The organism is Limnoglobus roseus (assembly GCF_008254045.1).
Classification (GTDB): Bacteria; Planctomycetota; Planctomycetia; order Gemmatales; family Gemmataceae; genus Limnoglobus; species Limnoglobus roseus.
The window spans coordinates 219,099-236,343 of the sequence record NZ_CP042425.1; the positions used below are offsets into that span (position 1 = coordinate 219,099).

Annotated in this window: 16 protein-coding genes; 7 read left to right on the forward strand and 9 right to left on the reverse strand. The window is 66.0% G+C overall.

The annotated features are described in order from the left end of the window. The first annotated feature begins 77 nt into the window (after nucleotides 1–77). From PX52LOC_RS00920 to PX52LOC_RS00935, 4 genes are all read left to right on the forward strand, one after another. On the forward strand, nucleotides 78–1,178 hold the full coding sequence (locus PX52LOC_RS00920) for a flagellar hook-length control protein FliK (RefSeq protein ID WP_149108311.1): 1,101 nt from the start codon (nucleotides 78–80) through the stop codon (nucleotides 1,176–1,178). 1 nt (nucleotide 1,179) lies between these two features. Then, a complete protein-coding gene (locus tag PX52LOC_RS00925; protein WP_149108312.1) occupies nucleotides 1,180–1,449 on the forward strand; it encodes an EscU/YscU/HrcU family type III secretion system export apparatus switch protein in 270 nt (89 codons plus the stop codon). 132 nt (nucleotides 1,450–1,581) lie between these two features. Next, nucleotides 1,582–2,787 carry a metallophosphoesterase family protein gene (locus tag PX52LOC_RS00930; RefSeq protein WP_149108313.1) on the forward strand — a complete coding sequence of 402 codons (1,206 nt, stop codon included), beginning with the start codon at nucleotides 1,582–1,584 and terminating at the stop codon, nucleotides 2,785–2,787. Continuing rightward, nucleotides 2,784–5,423, forward strand: a complete 2,640-nt coding sequence (locus PX52LOC_RS00935; RefSeq protein ID WP_149108314.1) for an AAA family ATPase — start codon at nucleotides 2,784–2,786, stop codon at nucleotides 5,421–5,423. The genes PX52LOC_RS00930 and PX52LOC_RS00935 overlap by 4 nt, the downstream gene beginning before the upstream one ends. 3 nt (nucleotides 5,424–5,426) lie before the next feature. Here the strand turns inward: PX52LOC_RS00935 and PX52LOC_RS00940 are convergent, their stop codons facing one another. Further along, on the reverse strand, nucleotides 5,427–5,618 hold the full coding sequence (locus PX52LOC_RS00940) for a hypothetical protein (protein WP_149108315.1): 192 nt from the start codon (nucleotides 5,616–5,618) through the stop codon (nucleotides 5,427–5,429). A 176-nt stretch (nucleotides 5,619–5,794) separates the two neighbouring features. Further along, the gene (locus tag PX52LOC_RS00945; RefSeq protein WP_149108316.1) at nucleotides 5,795–6,601 is read right to left on the reverse strand and encodes a DUF6655 family protein; all 807 of its coding nucleotides are present in this window, start codon (nucleotides 6,599–6,601) and stop codon (nucleotides 5,795–5,797) included. 89 nt (nucleotides 6,602–6,690) lie between these two features. On the opposite strand from PX52LOC_RS00945, the gene PX52LOC_RS00950 reads away from it, so the two are divergent. Together PX52LOC_RS00950 and PX52LOC_RS00955 are read left to right on the forward strand one after the other, a co-directional pair. Then, the gene (locus PX52LOC_RS00950; RefSeq protein ID WP_149108317.1) at nucleotides 6,691–7,977 is read left to right on the forward strand and encodes a Gfo/Idh/MocA family protein; all 1,287 of its coding nucleotides are present in this window, start codon (nucleotides 6,691–6,693) and stop codon (nucleotides 7,975–7,977) included. Nucleotides 7,978–8,045: 68 nt separating this feature from the next. Then, on the forward strand, nucleotides 8,046–8,666 hold the full coding sequence (locus PX52LOC_RS00955) for a phospholipase D family nuclease (protein ID WP_149108318.1): 621 nt from the start codon (nucleotides 8,046–8,048) through the stop codon (nucleotides 8,664–8,666). Between the two features lie 9 nt (nucleotides 8,667–8,675). Here PX52LOC_RS00955 and PX52LOC_RS00960 read toward each other — a convergent pair whose 3' ends face one another. The 6 genes from PX52LOC_RS00960 to PX52LOC_RS00985 all read right to left on the reverse strand — a co-directional run bounded on the left by PX52LOC_RS00960 (nucleotide 8,676) and on the right by PX52LOC_RS00985 (nucleotide 13,039). Continuing rightward, nucleotides 8,676–9,110: a hypothetical protein gene (locus PX52LOC_RS00960; protein WP_149108319.1), complete on the reverse strand. Its 435-nt coding sequence runs from the start codon at nucleotides 9,108–9,110 to the stop codon at nucleotides 8,676–8,678. Between the two features lie 199 nt (nucleotides 9,111–9,309). Next, nucleotides 9,310–9,657, reverse strand: a complete 348-nt coding sequence (locus tag PX52LOC_RS00965; RefSeq protein WP_149108320.1) for a P-II family nitrogen regulator — start codon at nucleotides 9,655–9,657, stop codon at nucleotides 9,310–9,312. 64 nt (nucleotides 9,658–9,721) lie between these two features. Further along, entirely contained in the window at nucleotides 9,722–10,051 is a 330-nt protein-coding gene (locus PX52LOC_RS00970) for a hypothetical protein (RefSeq protein ID WP_149108321.1), read from the reverse strand. Nucleotides 10,052–10,060: 9 nt separating this feature from the next. Further along, nucleotides 10,061–11,494 (reverse strand): hypothetical protein, encoded by a 1,434-nt coding sequence (locus PX52LOC_RS00975; protein ID WP_149108322.1) that lies wholly within the window; start codon nucleotides 11,492–11,494, stop codon nucleotides 10,061–10,063. 27 nt (nucleotides 11,495–11,521) lie between these two features. After that, nucleotides 11,522–12,082: a hypothetical protein gene (locus PX52LOC_RS00980; RefSeq protein ID WP_149108323.1), complete on the reverse strand. Its 561-nt coding sequence runs from the start codon at nucleotides 12,080–12,082 to the stop codon at nucleotides 11,522–11,524. 45 nt (nucleotides 12,083–12,127) lie between these two features. Beyond that, the gene (locus tag PX52LOC_RS00985; RefSeq protein WP_168218741.1) at nucleotides 12,128–13,039 is read right to left on the reverse strand and encodes a polysaccharide biosynthesis/export family protein; all 912 of its coding nucleotides are present in this window, start codon (nucleotides 13,037–13,039) and stop codon (nucleotides 12,128–12,130) included. A 299-nt stretch (nucleotides 13,040–13,338) separates the two neighbouring features. On the opposite strand from PX52LOC_RS00985, the gene PX52LOC_RS00990 reads away from it, so the two are divergent. Beyond that, the gene (locus PX52LOC_RS00990) at nucleotides 13,339–15,816 is read left to right on the forward strand and encodes a sodium-translocating pyrophosphatase (RefSeq protein ID WP_149108325.1); all 2,478 of its coding nucleotides are present in this window, start codon (nucleotides 13,339–13,341) and stop codon (nucleotides 15,814–15,816) included. Nucleotides 15,817–15,889: 73 nt separating this feature from the next. Here the strand turns inward: PX52LOC_RS00990 and rsmB are convergent, their stop codons facing one another. Further along, nucleotides 15,890–17,233 carry a 16S rRNA (cytosine(967)-C(5))-methyltransferase RsmB gene (rsmB, locus tag PX52LOC_RS00995; RefSeq protein ID WP_149108326.1) on the reverse strand — a complete coding sequence of 448 codons (1,344 nt, stop codon included), beginning with the start codon at nucleotides 17,231–17,233 and terminating at the stop codon, nucleotides 15,890–15,892. Between the last annotated feature and the right edge of the window lie 12 nt (nucleotides 17,234–17,245).

Genomic DNA, 17,245 nt, shown 5'->3' on the forward strand with positions numbered 1-17,245 from the left:
ACACAACTGTAGAAGTCCGGTCGTGGCGTCCACAGGCGGTATTCCCGCGGCCCGGGAAATTAGGCTAAACTGCGGTCATGCAGATTCAGCCCACCACCAGCAGCCCGCTCGCGGCGATTGCCGCCCAACAGTCGGCTAACGTCGCCCGGTTGATCGGCGGTGACGTGGGCGGCTTGCCGGTCGGGGCGTTGCTCTCGGCCGTAGTCTCGAACGTGTTGAACGGTGCAACCACCCTCGACGTGGCCGGGAAGCAATTGACGGTCCGCACGGCCTTGTCGCTGAACATCGGCGACGCGGTCACGGTCGCGCTTTCGCCGAACGGCCAACTCGAAGTCACCCGACCGACGCCCATCGCCGCGTCCCAGACGATTCGGACCACCCCCGTCGCCGTTGATTCGCCCATCGCGACGGTCGGCGACATTCTCCGCCAGGACAAGCCGCCGCCGCTCGGCGAGAGTCTGCCCAACCTGCGGACGGAAATCGCCGATCAACCGCGGGCCGCGAAGGTGCGGACGGTCCTCGATTCGATCCTGCCCGACACGCCCCGGCCGACCGACGCCGGACAACTGGAATCGCTCGTGAAGGACGGCGGGCAGTTCCTGGAAGCGAAACTGGAACGCCGCGCGGCCGGCGAGCGGATCAACTTCGGCCAGGATTTGAAGGCGGTGCTGACCGAACTGGTCGCCGCCGCACCGCAACTGGTGGCCGCCCGCACGACGCTCGACGGCATCGAGTACCAACAAGCCGCGAACGTGCTGGCCCAGCAATCGACCGGGGCGTTCGTCGTGCCGGTGCCGTTCCCCGACGGGACCAACTGGCGGACGCTACACCTGGCCATCGAACCCGATGCCAGCGGCGGCGAATCGGCGTCCGAGCGGACGGATCGTTTCCGCCTGCTGATGCACGTGCCGCTGACCGAACTCGGCGAAACGTACATCGACGCCAGCGTAGACGGCGATCACCTGCGGGCGGTGCTGTACCTCGATTCGACCACCGCCCGCGAACAGGTCCGGCCGGAGTTGGCCGGACTGGAAACGGAGTTGCGGGCCAGCGGCTTCCGCGATGTGCTGCTCGACGTCCGCCCGGCGAGTGACCTGCCCGACCGCCGCCGTCAGCAGGCGAACGCGATGGCGGCGGGCCGGGCCGACACGACTTCCGTCGTCGATGTGAGGGTGTAACATGGCTGAGCCGGGCCGCAAGCGAGCCGTCGCGCTGAAGTACGATCCGAAGGAAGCCGGCGCGCCGAAGATCGTCGCGAAGGCCACCGGGGCCACCGCCGACCGGATGCTCGCCATCGCCCGGCAGAACGGCGTGCCGGTCCGCGAGGACAAAGCACTCGTCACGGTGCTGAGCAAGCTAAACATCGACCAGGAAATCCCACCACAACTCTACCGGGCCGTCGCCGCGATCCTGGCGTTTCTCTACAAGGCGAACCAGAAACCCGGCTGAACGGCCGTCGTCTCGGGAACCGCCGTAAGCGATGGTATCGCGCCAGTCTGTGAGAATACCGCAAAGATTTCTGTCACACGGATCGGCCTTCCGACAAGGTGTAGTAGGAAGGTAACGTCTGGGGGGGGGGTCATGCGCATCATCCACACCGCCGACTGGCACCTGTGCGATCGGCTCGGCCGGCTCGACCGCACGGCAGATTTGCAAGCCCGCGTCGAAGTCGTGGCGAAGTTGTGCGACGAACACACCGCCGACGTGCTGCTGATCGCTGGCGACGTGTTCAGCGAACAGGCCAGCGTTGACGACATGACGCGGGCACTGGAACACGTCCGCAAGACGTTCGCCCCGTTCTTCCGCCGCGGTGGCACGATCCTCGCCGTCACCGGCAACCATGACCGCGACGGCCGCATTAACATGGTGCGGGCCGGGATGACGCTCGCCGCCCCGGACGCCGGGGCCGACGGCACACTCGCCGGCGGGCGGATGTACCTGCTCAACGGCCGGGCCGTCACCACCCTGAAGGCCGCGAACGGCAAGCGGGTACAGTTCGTGCTGGTGCCGTACCCGTTCCCGAGCCGGTACGAACTCTCGGCGGCTGATTATCGCAGCAAAGAGGAAGAGAACCGCCTGCTGCACGCGAAGGTGGCCGAGTGGATTCGCACCGCGGCGACGGACAAGAAGTTCGACGTGACGCTGCCGACGGTTCTCACGGCCCACTTGCACGTCCGCGGGTCGGAAGCCCACGGCCTGTACAAGATGAGTGAACGCGACGACGTGCTCTTCGACTTCGCCGACCTGAACCCGTCGTGGGCTTACGTCGCGCTCGGGCACATCCACAAGCCGCAGGCACTCGGCGGGGCGGCGAACGTCCGCTATCCCGGCAGCCTCGACCGCCTCGACTTCGGCGACACGCACGACGACCACGGCGTCCTTCTGCTAGAGATCGACGGCCCGAACGCGGTCGTGCCGACGCGGCTGCCGATCCCCGGCACGCCGTTCCACAGCATCACGATCACCGACGCCGAGACCGAACTGCCGACGCTCGCGGAGAAATACCCGGACTTCGCCACCGCGATCGTCCGCGTGACCGTGACGCCCGGCGGCAGCCTGAGCCGGGACGACATCACCCGGCAGCTTCGCAAGCAGTTTCCACGATTGCACGACCTGCGGTGGGCCGACGCCGGCACGCCCTCGGACGCCCCGGCGAAGTTCACGCCGCGAGCCGGGTTCGAGACGACGGTGCGGGACTATCTGACGGAACAACTCGACGGCGACCCGGACCGCGAGGCGGTGCTGGCGCTGGCGGAAACGTACCTGAAAGACGCGGGTGAGGCATGATCCCGAAGCGCGTGACGCTCGAAAACTTCCTGAGCTTCGGCCCGAAGCAGCACCTCGAATTCGACGACGGCGAACCGCTCTGGGTCGTCGGCGGCCCGAACGGCGTCGGCAAGTCGGCCGTGTTCGACGCCATCACGTACTGCCTGTTCGGTGCGCACCGCGGCGGCAAGGGCCAGGGCATGGACGAACTCGTCCGCCACGGTGAGAACGGCTTTTTCGTGCAGTTCGAATTCGAGTTCAACGGCGTCGGCTACCAGATCACCCGCAACCACAAGTTGAAGGGCCGCCCGACCGCCCGCATCGAACAACAGACGGCCGGCGAGTGGAAGGCGATCACCGGCATCAACAGCGCCACCGACGTGAAGGGCTGGTCCGAGCGCACGCTCGGCCTGCCGATGGAGGCGTTCGCGGCGTCGGTGCTGTTACGGCAGGGGCAGGCGGACGAAATCCTGAACGCCACCGGCTCGAAGCGGCTGGAGACGCTCAAGAAGATCATCGCGGCCGAGCGGTACGAAGCCCTGTCGAAGCGCGTCCACGACACGGCGACGAAGCGGGCGACGAAGCTGGAAGACCTGCAAAGTCGTCGCGACACGATGCCGGCCGTCACCGCCGAGCAACTGGCCGAGGCTCAGTTGAAGCAGGACGCAGCCGCGGAGGATCGCGACCGGGCGGAGCAGGAGAAGGCCCACGCTGCGGAGCGTGTGAGCTTCGCGAAGCAGTGGGCGAAGCACGAGGACGCCCGCCGGCAGTTGGCCGAGAAAGTCGCGGAGGCCGACGCGCGAGCCGCCGACGCGGGGCGGATTCAGGCGGACCACCTACGGCTTGACGAACTCAACCGCGTGCTGCCGCCGTTGAACCAACTGGTTCCGATCCGCGACACACTGGCCGCGACGGAAACCGAGCAGGCGGCGATTCATCAACAGCACGCCGACACGGCCGCGAAGTTGGCGGCGCTGACAACCAATCTGGAAGCCTTGCGGTTGGCCGTTGCCACGCACCGTGACGCGGCCGCCGAACACGCGAAGGAGGCGAAGCGGCTCCAGGACGAGATCGCCGGTCGCAAGAAGTTCCTCACAGCGGCGGAAGAGGTGGCCGAACTCGATGCGAAGGTGAAGTCGTTCGACCCGATGCTCGACCGGCAGGCAACCGACGCGGCGGCGAAGTTGGCCGAGGCGGGCGCGGCCGGGCAAACGGCCCGCGACGCGAAGACCCGGCTCGACACGCTGTTGATGCAGGCGAAAGAAGATCAGCGACGGCTCGCCAACGTCGAAGCGGGGGTGCCGTGTTCGCGGTGCGGTCAAGTGGTGACGGCCGAACACGCGGAGAAGGAACGGGCGGAAATCGCGGAGACGATTCGCCGACTCACGGCCGACCTCGCCAGCGTAACGACCCAGGTAGGCACGGCTGAAGCCGCGGTGAAAACCGCGAAGAGTTCGCAGGACCAACTCGCGACCGTGATCCGGCAGCGCGACCAATCGCGGCAGCGGTTGGCCGACCGGCAGCGCGACCTCGAAGCGTTCGGCGGCACGTCGGATGTTGCTCAACTGCGCCACGAACTCGCGGGCCAGACTCTCGCCGCTGAAAAGAGCGAACACGCTCGAAACGAAGAGCGGACCAAGCAGGAACGGCACGAAGCCGAGTTGAAGATCGCCGAGCCGACGTTCAAACCGATGGAGAAGCAGGTGCGGGAGTTTGCCGCGAGGCTTCAGAAGCTCGACACGCAACTTGCGGCCGACACGGCCACGTGTGCCGCCCTCGCGAGCGCTCTGTCGGCGGAATGGGCGGCAACGATGGCGGCCGAACTTCAGCAGCACGCCCACGAGCAGCAACGCCTTGCCTCGTCAGGCGTGGCCGAGGAGTTCCGCCTGTGGCAGCAAGACGCCACCCGCCGCGAGGGGTGGGCCGAACAACTCCGCGAAATCGCGAAGCAGATCGCCGCCATCCCCGAGACGGCCCGCGTTCCCGTGGTTGAAGCCGAGCGATTGCAGAAGGTAGCGACCGATGCGGCGAAACTCGCCGACACGGCCTTTGGTGTGACCCATGATGATCTCGCCAACCTGACGCGACAGGCGGAGGCGCTCGCGACGTTGAAAAAACAGATCGCGGTGGCCGAGGCCGAGGCTCGCGTTCACAAGCGGCTCGACGAGTTGCTCGGCAAGAAGAACCTACAGCGCGAACTCGTGCGCACGGCCGAGACGGAGATCGTGCGGCTGGCCAACGACACGGTGCGGAACCTGTCCAACGGCGACCTGTCGATCGAACTCGATCATTCCGAGGACGGCGGTGACGAGGCGTTCGCGCTCAAGGTCCGCCGCGAGGACTCACCACCGATTGACGTGGCGTACCTGTCCGGTAGCCAGAAGTTCCGCGTGGCGATTGCCGTGGCTCTGGCCATCGGTCGCTTCGCCGCGGGTCAGGCTCGGCCGTTGGAGTGCGTCATTATCGACGAGGGCTTCGGCAGTCTTGACAAGGACGGCCTGCAAGCAACGGCCGAGGAGTTGAACAACCTCAAACAGCACCTTCGGCGGATCATCCTGGTTTCGCACCAGGAAGACTTCACCAGCCACTTCCCCGTCGTTTACCGGCTGCACAAGGGCGAGAACGGCACAATCGCGGAGAAGGAACGGCGCGGGTAACGATCACGCCGCGGTGCGGATCGCGCCCCCGTTGGCGCGCTGCCAGGTGCCGTCCCGCCACACCATCACCACTTCCTGCGAGCCGCGCCAGACGACGCAGTAGCTGCCGTGCGCGGCCTTCACGGACCAACCGTGACGACGGAGCAGTTCCGGGTTCGGCGAATCCACCTTCGGAAATGAAAGAACACTCTTCATGGTCGCTCTCCGGTTATCGAGGAACGGATGCGTAACCAATAATGGAAATCCAAATCAAGGGAGAGAGCAAACCTATCGGCCGCGGCCGGATTCCTGCATCACGAAAACGTGTAAGGCGCAGATCGGGACGGGCTTCGCCGGCCGGTGCGGGCGGTACGTTCGTTACACATTCGCCATCATCGCACCATGAGCGGGTGGTTGATGATCGGAGCCGCCCCGGTCACCCCCATCAGGCCCAGCGGTACCGGCTGCGGCACGGCCGGGGCGTCACCATTGGTCCAGTGGAACGCCTGCGTCGGCAGGAGGGCGGGCGGATTCTCCGGGGCTTCCGGTTCGTCGCCGCGGCCGAAGGTCGGCAGTTGCGGGAACGTCGTCGGTAGTTCCTCGCCGGCCAACTCCGTCCGCCGACGGATCGACCCGGAACTGTACGGCCCACTCCCCAACACCCAACGATCCTTCTGACGGCTGACGTCTTCCACCAACCCCGACTGCCAGACGGCCCGCCCGGTGACGCGGTTGTAGGCGAACGCCGCGATTTTCGCGACGCCCTTCTGATCGGTCCGCTTGTACAGCGCGATCTCCGGGATGCTCGTCGGCACGCCCGGCACGATGGCCGGCACGGATAGGGCAGGCGACCCGAACAGGAGCGAGTGCCGGTCGGTGCCGATCGCCCCGGTACGGACTTCGACGACGTACACCGCCTGTTTCTTTTCTTCCATGACCAGCGCCCCCTGGCTGAGCAACTGCTGGCGGAGCGAACTAATCAGGTAACCCTTGTCGACCACTTCCTTGTCGATCATCGCCACGTCGAGGTAGACGGCCTTCCCCTTCAGCGGCGAGAAGTCGAGTTGCCCGACGGCCTTATCCACGGCCTGCGACACCAGCAGCATCTCCGTGGCCGCCCGCGTCGTGTCGGTGGTCCGCGTCGTCCCGCAGCCGGCCGCGGCGAGGGTGAGTGCGAGAAGAAGAAGCCGCCGAACCATGCCCGTCCCCGTTTGCCAACGCGGGAATATAACGAGAGGCAGGCCCGCGTCAACCCTGCCTTCTCGCCCTTTCCCATCGAGGTTCTCTCATGCTCCCGTTCAGTCGTCGTCGTTTCCTCGGCGCGTCCGGCGCGATCCTCGCGCTGCCCGCCGTCACCTACCGGGCCGCATTCGGGGCCGACACGCCGCCGAGCGAGCAAGTCCGCGTCGGCCACATCGGGGTCGGCCTCCAGGGCACCGGCAACCTGGGGCACTACGTCAAGACCAACTCCGTGGCCGTGTGCGACGTGGACAAGACGCACCTCGCCGCCGCCGCCGCCCGCGTCGAGAAGGACGGCAAGCGGAAGCCGGTCGTCGAGGAAGACTACCGGCGGATTCTCGACCGCAAGGACGTGGACGCCGTCGTCGTCACCACGCCCGACCACTGGCACGCGCTCATCACGGTCGCCGCCTGCAAGGCCGGCAAGGACGTGTATTGCGAGAAGCCACTGAGCCTGGTGATCGCCGAAGGGCGGGCGATGGTGAATGCGGCCCGCGAGAACAAGCGGATCGTGCAGACCGGCAGCATGCAGCGGTCGGCGAAGGAGTTCCACAAGGCGTGCGAACTCGTCCGCAACGGGGCCATCGGCAAGATCACAAAAGTCCTCGTCGGCCTGCCGGCCCCGAACTGGGTCGACCGGGCCAAGATGCCGGTGCCGGACTCCGCCCCGCCGGCCGAACTGAACTACAACCTCTGGCTCGGGCCAGCCCCGGAGCGGGCGTACAACGAGAAGCACGTCCACTACCTGTTCCGCTTCTTCTGGGACTACTCCGGCGGCCAGCAGACGAACTTCGGCGCGCACGACCTGGACATCACCCAATGGGGTCTGGGTATGGACGACAGCGGCCCGACGACCATCGAGGGCACGGCCACGTTCAACAAGAACAAGTGGTTCGAGACGCCCGAGACGGCCAACATCACGTACACCTACGCGAACGGCATCCCGGTCCACTGCACGCTCGGCAAGGGCGGCAACCCCGGCGGCGTGACCTTCCAGGGCGACAAGGGCGTGATCTACGTCCGCCGCGGGAAGATCGAGGTGACGCTGAACGGCCAAGCGGTGGCCGACCCGTACAAGTTGGCGACCGGCGACGTGAAGTTGTACGTCAGCACCAACCACCACAAGGACTGGCTCGACTGCATCAAGAGCCGGAAGCTGCCGGTGTGCGACGTGGAGATCGGCCACCGCTCGGCGACGGTGTGCCACCTGGGGAACATCTCGGTCCGCACCGGCCGGAAGATCACCTGGGACCCGGCGAAGGAAGAGATCGTCGGCGACGCCGAGGCGGCGAAGTTGGTGACCAAGCAGTACCGCGAGCCGTGGAAGCTGGCGTAAGTTCGGCTTGTCGCCCGCCGGACCTTTGCTATCACCGCTCTCCGAATCCGCCGGTTCGGAGAGCGGTCATGAGAAACCTGCCCGAGTGGTGTTGGCTTGTTGGCGTCGGGATCGCGGGCGGTCTGGTCATCGCGTGCCTGATCGACGTGCTCATTCAGCGGTTCCGCCAGTACGTTCTCGGCGACGCGGTCATCCTGTCGCACTTCTCGCCGAAGGGAACCTGTACGACGGCCATCGTCGCAGAACTCGGCCACGCCCGGCACGAGGTGCTGGTGCAGGCGTACTCCTTCACCAGTAAGCCGATCGCCCAGGCGTTGATCGACGCCGCGAACCGCGGGGTGCGGGTGTGCATCCTCCTCGACAAGTCGAACGAATCCGAAAGTTACACGGAACTCGGCGACCTGACGAGCCACGGCATGGACGTGCGGATCGACCCGTGCCACGCCATCGCCCACAACAAGATCATGATTATCGACGGCCGGACCGTGCTGACGGGCAGCTTTAACTTCACGAACCAGGCCGAGCACGAGAACGCGGAGAACCTGTTGGTCCTCCGCCACCACCGCGACTTGGCCCGCACCTACCGGGCGAACTTCGAAGCCCATCTCAGCCACTGCCAGTTGCCGGGCCACGGCCAACCGCACGCGGTTCACGTGCGAAAGCCGGCCCCGGCACACGCGACGGCATAGGGCCTCGCACTACTTGCGGGGCTTCGTCTCCAGGCCCAGAATCATGCCCGCCACCCGCCCGTTGGCGAAGCTGATCTGGCTCCGAATGCTACCGTCCGGTGCCTCCCAGTGGGCGGTGTAAATCGTGAAGACTTGCCCGTTCTTGCGGCCGGTCTGCGCGGCATCCCGTCGCGTCGGCTCGCCCATGATGGCGAAGACCTCTTCGTCGGTAACAATGCGGTCCGCCTGGGCGTTCAAGAACTCTTCCAGTTTCTTCTCCGACTCTCGCGGTACGTACTTAGTACCCACGGGCGTTCCCGGAGCGTTCGCGGCGACACCGGCCGCGGCCGCCGGATCGCCACTTTTCGCTTCCCCCGACTTGTTCTTATCCGCCGACCCGCTGCGGAGGGCGAAGAACAGGCCGGCCACGACAACCACCCCCACCACGATGCCAACGGCGATCATCGGGCCGACGGGGGCTCCCCCTTTGCTCTTCTTGCGCGATCTCTTCCGAGGCCGATCCTCGCGTGAAGAACGGCGTGGCCGGTCGTCATCGTAGTCGTCATCATCATCGTCGTAACGCGCCATGGTTCGAAACCGTGAGAGAGGTTACACGTTTGTCGAATGGGCCTGGGGTTGTGGTACCTGGTTGCTCAGCGATGCCCTAAATCGCTTCCGGGCCGCGCTCGCCGGTGCGGATGCGGACGGCGTCTTCCAGCGGCAGGATGAAGATTTTGCCGTCGCCGATGCGGCCCTCCGGGCCGGTGCGGGCGGCCTCCATGATCGCCTGCACCGTCGGCTCGACGAAGTCCTCGTTCACCGCGATTTGCAATTGCACCTTCCGCAGCATGTTCACGGTCAGTTCGTGGCCGCGGTAGATTTCCGACTGCCCCTTCTGTCGGCCGAAGCCCTGCACGTCCACGACCGTCAGGCGGAACACCTCGACGCGGTTGAGGGCCTCCTTGACGGCGTCGAGTTTCTCCGGCTTGATGATCGCGAGAATGAGCTTCATGGAATGACCCCGGTCGGTGAAAGGCCGGGGTCAGAGTAGGGATTGTGGCGGGCGATGGCTGGGACTATCGGTTGGACACGGTATGGTACTCTTCGATCAGTCCACAGTTCGGGCAAAAGATGTGGGTACCGTTCGGGCTTGAAACCCGATCGCCGCAGTTGGGGCACGACCCCGTCACTCGTCCGCTGGGCGGTTCGAAGTCGTCGGGCAATTCACCTCGATTGCGAAGGATTTGCCTGGCCCCCAAGAGTCGACGGTGTTTGAGGCGGACGTAGTCGATCAGCGGGAACACCTGCTCGACGAGGGCCGCGTTCTGTGCCCACCACTCCGACCAGGGTGGGACGCTCGCGGGGTTCGTGACCGCTTGTCGGAAGTAGGCCAGGCACTCGTCCATGCGGTTGTTCTACTTCCCGGCCACGGCCACGTCGAAGGTGACGGTGTACGGCTTCAATTCCTCCAACTGCGACACGGCCTTCGCCACCCGCTCGGCGACGGCGTCGGACGGGGCGTTGAACCGCACGATCACCGCGTCGGTGCCGAGTTTCTTCACTTCCACCGCGCTCACGAACGTCCCGCAGATGGCTTGCACCCGCTCTTGCAGCGTCGGCGGTTGCCAGTCGACGCCCGACGACGCGGGCAAACTCTGACCGACCAAGGTCAAAGGCGCCGGCGGGGTGACGGGCGTCGTGTAGGTGACCGGCTGCCAGGCGGTTTCCTCTTTCGCCACGGCCGGGGCGTTCCGCGTGTTCGACGACAGCGGCATCGTGGGACTTCGCCACTCGGAGCCTCCGGGCGGTCCACTCGGCGGCACGCTCGGCACCACGGTCGTCGTAACCGGCAGTTGATCCGGCGGCACGTAGCGGAACGGCGGCGTCTCGGCGATGGCGGTGGGGCCGCTCGGCGCACTCGGTTCGAATGCGAAGGACGGCGGCGGCACGTCCGACACGGGCTTGCGCGGGGCCGCGGGGCGAACCGCGTAGGCCGGGGCGTCGGCCCCCGGCGGCTGGCGGAACGGGTGCGTCACCGGCACGGGGAACGCCCCCGGCGTCGCCCGGCTCATGGCATACCACTGGGCCGACCCGCTCGGGTATTCGCCCGTCGGTGCGTACGGGTTCGACCCCGGTGTGGTCGTGCCCCACCCGTACCAGCGGTACGCCGGGTTGCCCGCGTAGGCCGCCCGACCGGCGGGCGTCACGCCCTGAAACGGCTGACCCGGCATCGGCTGCCCGGCCATTGGTTGACCCGGCATCGGCTGCGTGGGATAGGGTTGGCCCATCGGCATCATCGACTGCTGCTGTTGCGGGTACGCCTGCTGCGGATACGCCTGCTGCGGGAACGGTTGCTGCTGTTGGAACGGCTGCCCCACACGCGCGTCGGGCAGTTGTTGTTGTTGAACGCCGAGGGTGGACTTGATCGCCTTGGTGCGGTCGCTGGTCCAGTCGGTGAGCATACTCCAAACGCCGCGCGGCTGACCGGGTTGGGCCATCGTCCGCGGGTCCGTGGCGGTGTTGACCGGGAAGCCACCGCTCATCATGATCTGCGTCTGCGGCGGCGGCGGTTGCGTGGCGTAGCCCTCGTTCGGCATCGCGGGGCCGGCCACGCCGGGGCGGGACGGGGAGAGCGAGTTCGGGTCGAAGAACGGGTCGAAGGGTGCCGGCGTCGTGCTCGGCACGCCGCGGGCCGTCTCGGGCGGGGCAGCCACCGCCCGCACGGCGACCAACTGCACGGCCGGCCGGATCGGCCGCTGGGCGACGAGCGGAATCGGTTCCGCGTGGGCAACGGTGCCGACCCCGGCGAAGAGGACGGCGAGCGACCGGCGAACAGGCATTCGTTTCACGTTCGGTTCCTTCCGATGAAATCTCGATTACGGCCGGCCGGTCGCGCCGCGTGCGGGGGTCGTATTCGGTGGACGATTCGCGTTGCCGAGGCCGCTGATCGACTGCCCCGACTGCCGCTGTTGCGACCCGAAGCCCGAGCGATTGATGTTCTGCGCGTACACGGAAGAGAAGCTGCCGTGGTTGGCGAACTGGTTGCCGAACAGAACCGGGTGGCCCGGCGAGTTCAGGCGGACCGGCACGCCACCCGGTTCATACGTTTGGCCCGCCGGGTCGTAGGGGATCTGCGACTGTGGCAGGAACCCGCCGTACTGCGGGCCGACCGGGTTCTGGATCGGCGGCACCTGGCCGAACGTGTTCAGCCCGCCCGTCGGCAGGCCGGGCCGCACGCCGTAGTAGTAGTTCGTCGCCGGATTCGCCCCACGGTTCAGGTTCAAGTACGGGCTGAGCGGTTGGTTCGCCCGGTTGTACGGGTTCGGCCCGTAGTTCTGGTATCCCCCGCCACCGTACCCTCCCCCTTGCGGGTAGCCGTACTGGGCCGCCGCTGGCGACGCGAACAGGAGTAGGGCAGCAAAGCTGGCGTATCGCATGTCTGTTCCCGGCGATGAAGGGGCGAATCACCCCTTCATCCTAACTCAGTTCCCGTTGAACCCGGTCCCGCGGCCGGAAATCTGGTTGGTCGTGTTCGTTCCCAGCAGCACCACGCCGAACAGTCGTTCGATCGGCGAGATGATTCGGGCCAGTTGCGTGTCGAGACGGATCAGCTTCTGCGACTTCACGTAGACGCGGTCGCCGGGCATGATCTGGTAGTTCGTGCTGACGACGCCGTGCTGCGTGATCGCGACCCAGTCCACCGGCAGAATCTGCTCCGGTTGGCCGGCGTGCGGGGTGCGGCGGGCCACCCAGATTTGCTGCTTCGACGCCACCGCCGGCAGGCCGCCGATGTTCGCCAGGGCGTCGAAGACGGTCTCGCTGCCGGTGATCGGGAACGCCACGACCTGTTCGCCGTAGCCACCGCCGTCGGTGACGACGTAGTACCGCTTGCTGTTGTACTGGAGCACGTCCAGCACCACGCGGATGGTTTCCTTCTTGAATCCGCCGGCCCCGGGCTTGGTCGGGTCTTCCTGCTGCGAGATGTGTTCGCGAACGGCCTCGGCCGCCTGTTGCAACGTCAACCCGGCGACGGGCACGGACCCCCAGATGCCCAGGAAAACCGAACCGTCCGGCCGCACCGCGAACTGCCCCGACACCGGCTGCACCGGCAGGCTGTACGCCTTGTACTCCTTCGACTTGCTGTCCTTCTTGCCCGCCTTGTCGGCGGCGGCCGCCGCTTCCGGGTCTTCCAGGATCGCCACGACTTCGATCATCAGTTGGTCGGGCGGCTCGATAACATACGGCGGCAGCGTGACTTTCGTGAGTTCACCGGGCACGACGCCGGGCGGAATGGGCGGCAAGTTGTACCCGCCCGGCGGCGTGTGCATACAGCCGGTCGCCGCAATTCCTGCGACCAAAACCAGCAGCCGGAACGATCCTCGGCCCCACCGCATGGGCGTTCCCTCGCGACTCCAGCGGGACTTTCCGCCGTCGTCGAATACTATCGACCGACGGCGGGAGAACTGTTGAGGTTTTTCCAACCGGAACAATCGGAAAAGTCGCCCGCCGGAAAGTGACGGCTTCGAACAGCGTTCTCGAACCTCACCCCGCCCTTTGCCATCCTCGGATCTTTCGGCACATTCGCTCTCGCCTTCCCATCCGCCGCCGCCTACTCTACCTCCCCATCTACGGGTCTGCCGCCCAATTCTTCGGCGTCGGCCCGTGTGGTCACCTTCTCTCCGGAGTGATCCGCATGACATCCGCCGTCCGACGCGGGGCCGTTCCGCTTCTCGCGTTGATCGCCCTTTGCCTCTCCCCCATCGCCGCCGTCGCGGGTGAAGCGTCCCTCGTGCTGCCCGACTTGAACGGTGCCGAGTTCCTCGGCGGGGTCGGCGGCAAGACGCTACTCTACAGCGGCCTCGTCGTCTCGGCGGCCGGCCTGTTCTTCGGCCTGATGATGTATTCGCAGTTGAAGAACATGCCCGTTCACAAGTCGATGCTCGACGTGAGCGAGTTGATCTACGAGACGTGCAAGACGTACCTCTTCACGCAGGGCAAGTTCCTCCTCCTGCTCTGGCTGTTCATCGGCAGCATCATCGCCGTGTACTTCGGCTCGCTCGCCGAGTTCGGCAAGGACGCGGCGGGGAAGCCCCTGCACGGCTTCCCCGCCGACCGCGTCGCGATCATTCTCGCGTTCAGCGTCATCGGCATCCTCGGCAGTTACGGCGTGGCGTGGTTCGGCATCCGCGTGAACACCTTTGCCAACAGCCGCACCGCGTTCGCCGCCCTCACCGGCAAGGCGTACCCGTGCTACGCCATCCCGCTGAAGGCCGGCATCAGCATCGGCATGCTGCTCATCTCCGTCGAGTTGCTGCTCATGCTCATCATCCTCATGTTCATCCCCGGCGAACTCGCGGGGCCGTGCTTCATCGGCTTCGCCATCGGCGAGTCTCTCGGCGCGGCGGCCCTCCGCGTGGCCGGCGGCATCTTCACGAAGATCGCCGACATCGGGGCCGACCTGATGAAGATCGTGTTCAAGATCAAGGAAGACGACGCCCGCAACCCCGGGGTGATCGCCGACTGCACCGGCGACAACGCCGGCGACAGCGTCGGCCCGAGCGCCGACGGCTTCGAAACCTACGGCGTCACCGGCGTCGCCCTCATCACGTTCATCCTGCTCGCGGTGCCGCCGCAGACAGTGCAGGTGCAACTGCTCGTCTGGATTTTCATGATGCGGGTGATGATGGTGATCGCCTCCGGCGTGTCGTACTTCATCAACGAGGCGATGGCGAAAGCGAAGTACCAGGACAAGACCGACTTCAACTACGAAGCCCCGCTGACCGTGCTCGTCTGGTTGACCTCGATCGTGTCGGTGGTGGCGACTTACGCCGTGAGCTATCTGCTCATTCCGGCGGTCTTCAAGGACGAATCGGTCTGGTGGAAGCTCTCGACGATCATCACCTGCGGCACCCTGGCCGGGGCGATCATCCCGGAACTGGTGAAGGTGTTCACCTCGACCGAGTCGAAGCACGTCCGCGAGGTCGTCGTGTCGTCGCAGCAGGGCGGGGCGTCGCTGAACATCCTCTCCGGCCTCGTCGCGGGGAACTTCAGCGCCTACTGGCTCGGCCTCGTCCTCGTGTTCCTGATGGGCGTGTCGTACTTCATCAGCCTGATGCTGCCGACCGGCATGGTCATCCCGATGGCGGCCCCGGTGTTCGCGTTCGGCCTCGTCGCGTTCGGCTTCCTCGGCATGGGGCCGGTGACGATCGCCGTGGACAGCTACGGCCCGGTGACGGACAACGCCCAGAGCGTGTACGAACTCTCGACGATCGAAGAGATTCCGAACATCAAGGAAGACATCCAGCGCGACTACGGCTTCGCACCGAACTTCCACGTGGCGAAGGACAACCTGGAGAAGAACGACGGGGCCGGCAACACGTTCAAGGCAACAGCGAAGCCGGTACTGATCGGCACGGCCGTCGTCGGGGCGGCTACGATGATCTTCAGCATCGTCATGAGCCTGACCAACGGCTTGACGACCGACTTGAACAAGCTGTCGATCCTGCACCCGCCGTTCCTGCTCGGCCTCATCACCGGCGGGGCGATCATTTACTGGTTCACCGGGGCGAGTATGCAGGCCGTCACCACCGGAGCGTACCGGGCGGTGGAGTTCATCAAGGCGAACATCCGCCTCGACGACACGGTGAAGAAGGCGAGTACCGAGGACAGCAAGAAGGTGGTCGAGATCTGTACGAAGTACGCGCAGGCCGGGATGTTCAACATCTTCCTGACGGTGTTCTTCGCCACGCTCGGCTTCGCGTTCGTGGAGAGTTGGTTCTTCATCGGCTACCTCATCAGCATCGCGATCTTCGGCCTCTATCAAGCGATCTTCATGGCCAACGCCGGCGGGGCGTGGGACAACGCGAAGAAGATCGTGGAAACCGAGATGAAGGCGAAGGGCACGCCGTTGCACGACGCCTGCGTGGTCGGCGACACCGTCGGCGACCCGTTCAAAGACACGAGTTCCGTGGCCCTGAACCCGATCATCAAGTTCACGACGCTCTTCGGCCTACTCGCGGTAGAACTCGCCGTGGAGTTGCGGAAGAAGGAGTCGAACGCCGACTTGGCGTTGGGGCTGACGGTCGCGTTCCTGGTGATCTCGATGTTCTTCGTCCACCGCAGCTTCTACGGCATGCGGATCGGCGGCCGCGTCGAACAAGAGAAGAAGTGAGCCCCCGTTCAGGGCGGTTTTCATCCCCGCGTGGCAGGCCAACGGCCGGCCCGCCACGCGGGACAATTCGGTTTTATTGAGGCTTCCGCAATCTCGCCCAGTAGCCGCCGTCGCCGGGTTGGCCGGGGATCGCGGCGTGGTCCGCTTCCAGCGTCAGGCCGGGGATCGCCCGCCGCACGGCGTTCACGACGCCGGTGTTCTCGTCCGGCTCGATGCTGCACGTCGAGTACACAATCACGCCGCCGGGCCGGACTTGTTCGATCGCTTGCAGCAGAAGCCGCGTTTGCAGGCGGATGAGATGTTCGAACTCGGTCGGCTTAATCCGCCAGCGGACTTCCGGCCGCCGGCCCAACACGCCGGTGTTGCTGCACGGCACGTCTAGTAGTGCGGCGTGGAAGGGACCGGCCGGCGGGTCGGAGTTCTCGCCGAGTAGTTTCGTTTCGACGATCGTGACGCCGAGCCGCTGACAGAGCGATGTCACCGTGTCGAGCCGCTTCTGCTCCACGTCGCAGGCGACGATGGTGCCGCGGTTGTGCATCAGTTCCGCGAGGTGCGTCGTCTTCCCGCCGGGGGCGGCGCACAGGTCGAGGACGCGCATCCCCGGCGACGGGTTCAGGGCCGTCGCCACGGCCATCGCGGACACGTCTTGAATCGCGAAATCGCCCTCGGCGTAGCCGGGCAGATCACGGACGGGCACGTGGTCGAGCAACTTCAGCGATTGCGGGTGATCGCCCACTTCCGCGGCAATCGTCGCGGCCGACAGGCGGAGGCGGTACGTCTCGCGGTCGGTCTTCAACTTGTTCACGCGCAGCCACAGCGGCGGCGGTTGATTGAACCAGAAGCCGAGACGGAGGCACTTGTGCCACTCGTACCGGGGCAGCCAGCGGTCGGCCAGCCACCGCGGCCACGAGAACGCGGCGGCGAGGTACGCGGCCTCGTCCCGTTCCGGGTCCGGCAGCACCGGCTTTGCGAGTTTGCGGTAGTTGTTCTCGAACGGCAGCGTGTCGGAGTACGGGTAATCCACGAACTCGTCGGTCACGAGTTCACTGACCCGTCGCAGGACGCCGTTGACGAAGCCCTTCGCCTGCGGGCTGCCGACGTAGGTTGCGAGGTCCACCGACTCGTGGACGGCCGCGTGCTTGGGGATGTGCGACAGCAGTGCCATCTGGAACGTGCCGAGGTGCAGCACGTCCCACACCCGTTCCTGGACGGCGTGCGTCGGCGTGCGGACGAAAGGCTTCAGCAGAGCGTCCAGGGTCGCACGCCGGCGCACCACGCCCATCACGAGTTGTACGGCCAGCCGGCGGTCTTGCGGCGAGAGACGGGCGGCTTGCTCGTCCACGAGTTCGGAAGCGTACCGCTTCTGGGTGCGGGCGAGGTTCAACACGTCGACGGCGACTTGGCGAGCGGTGGTCATGGGGGAATTCTA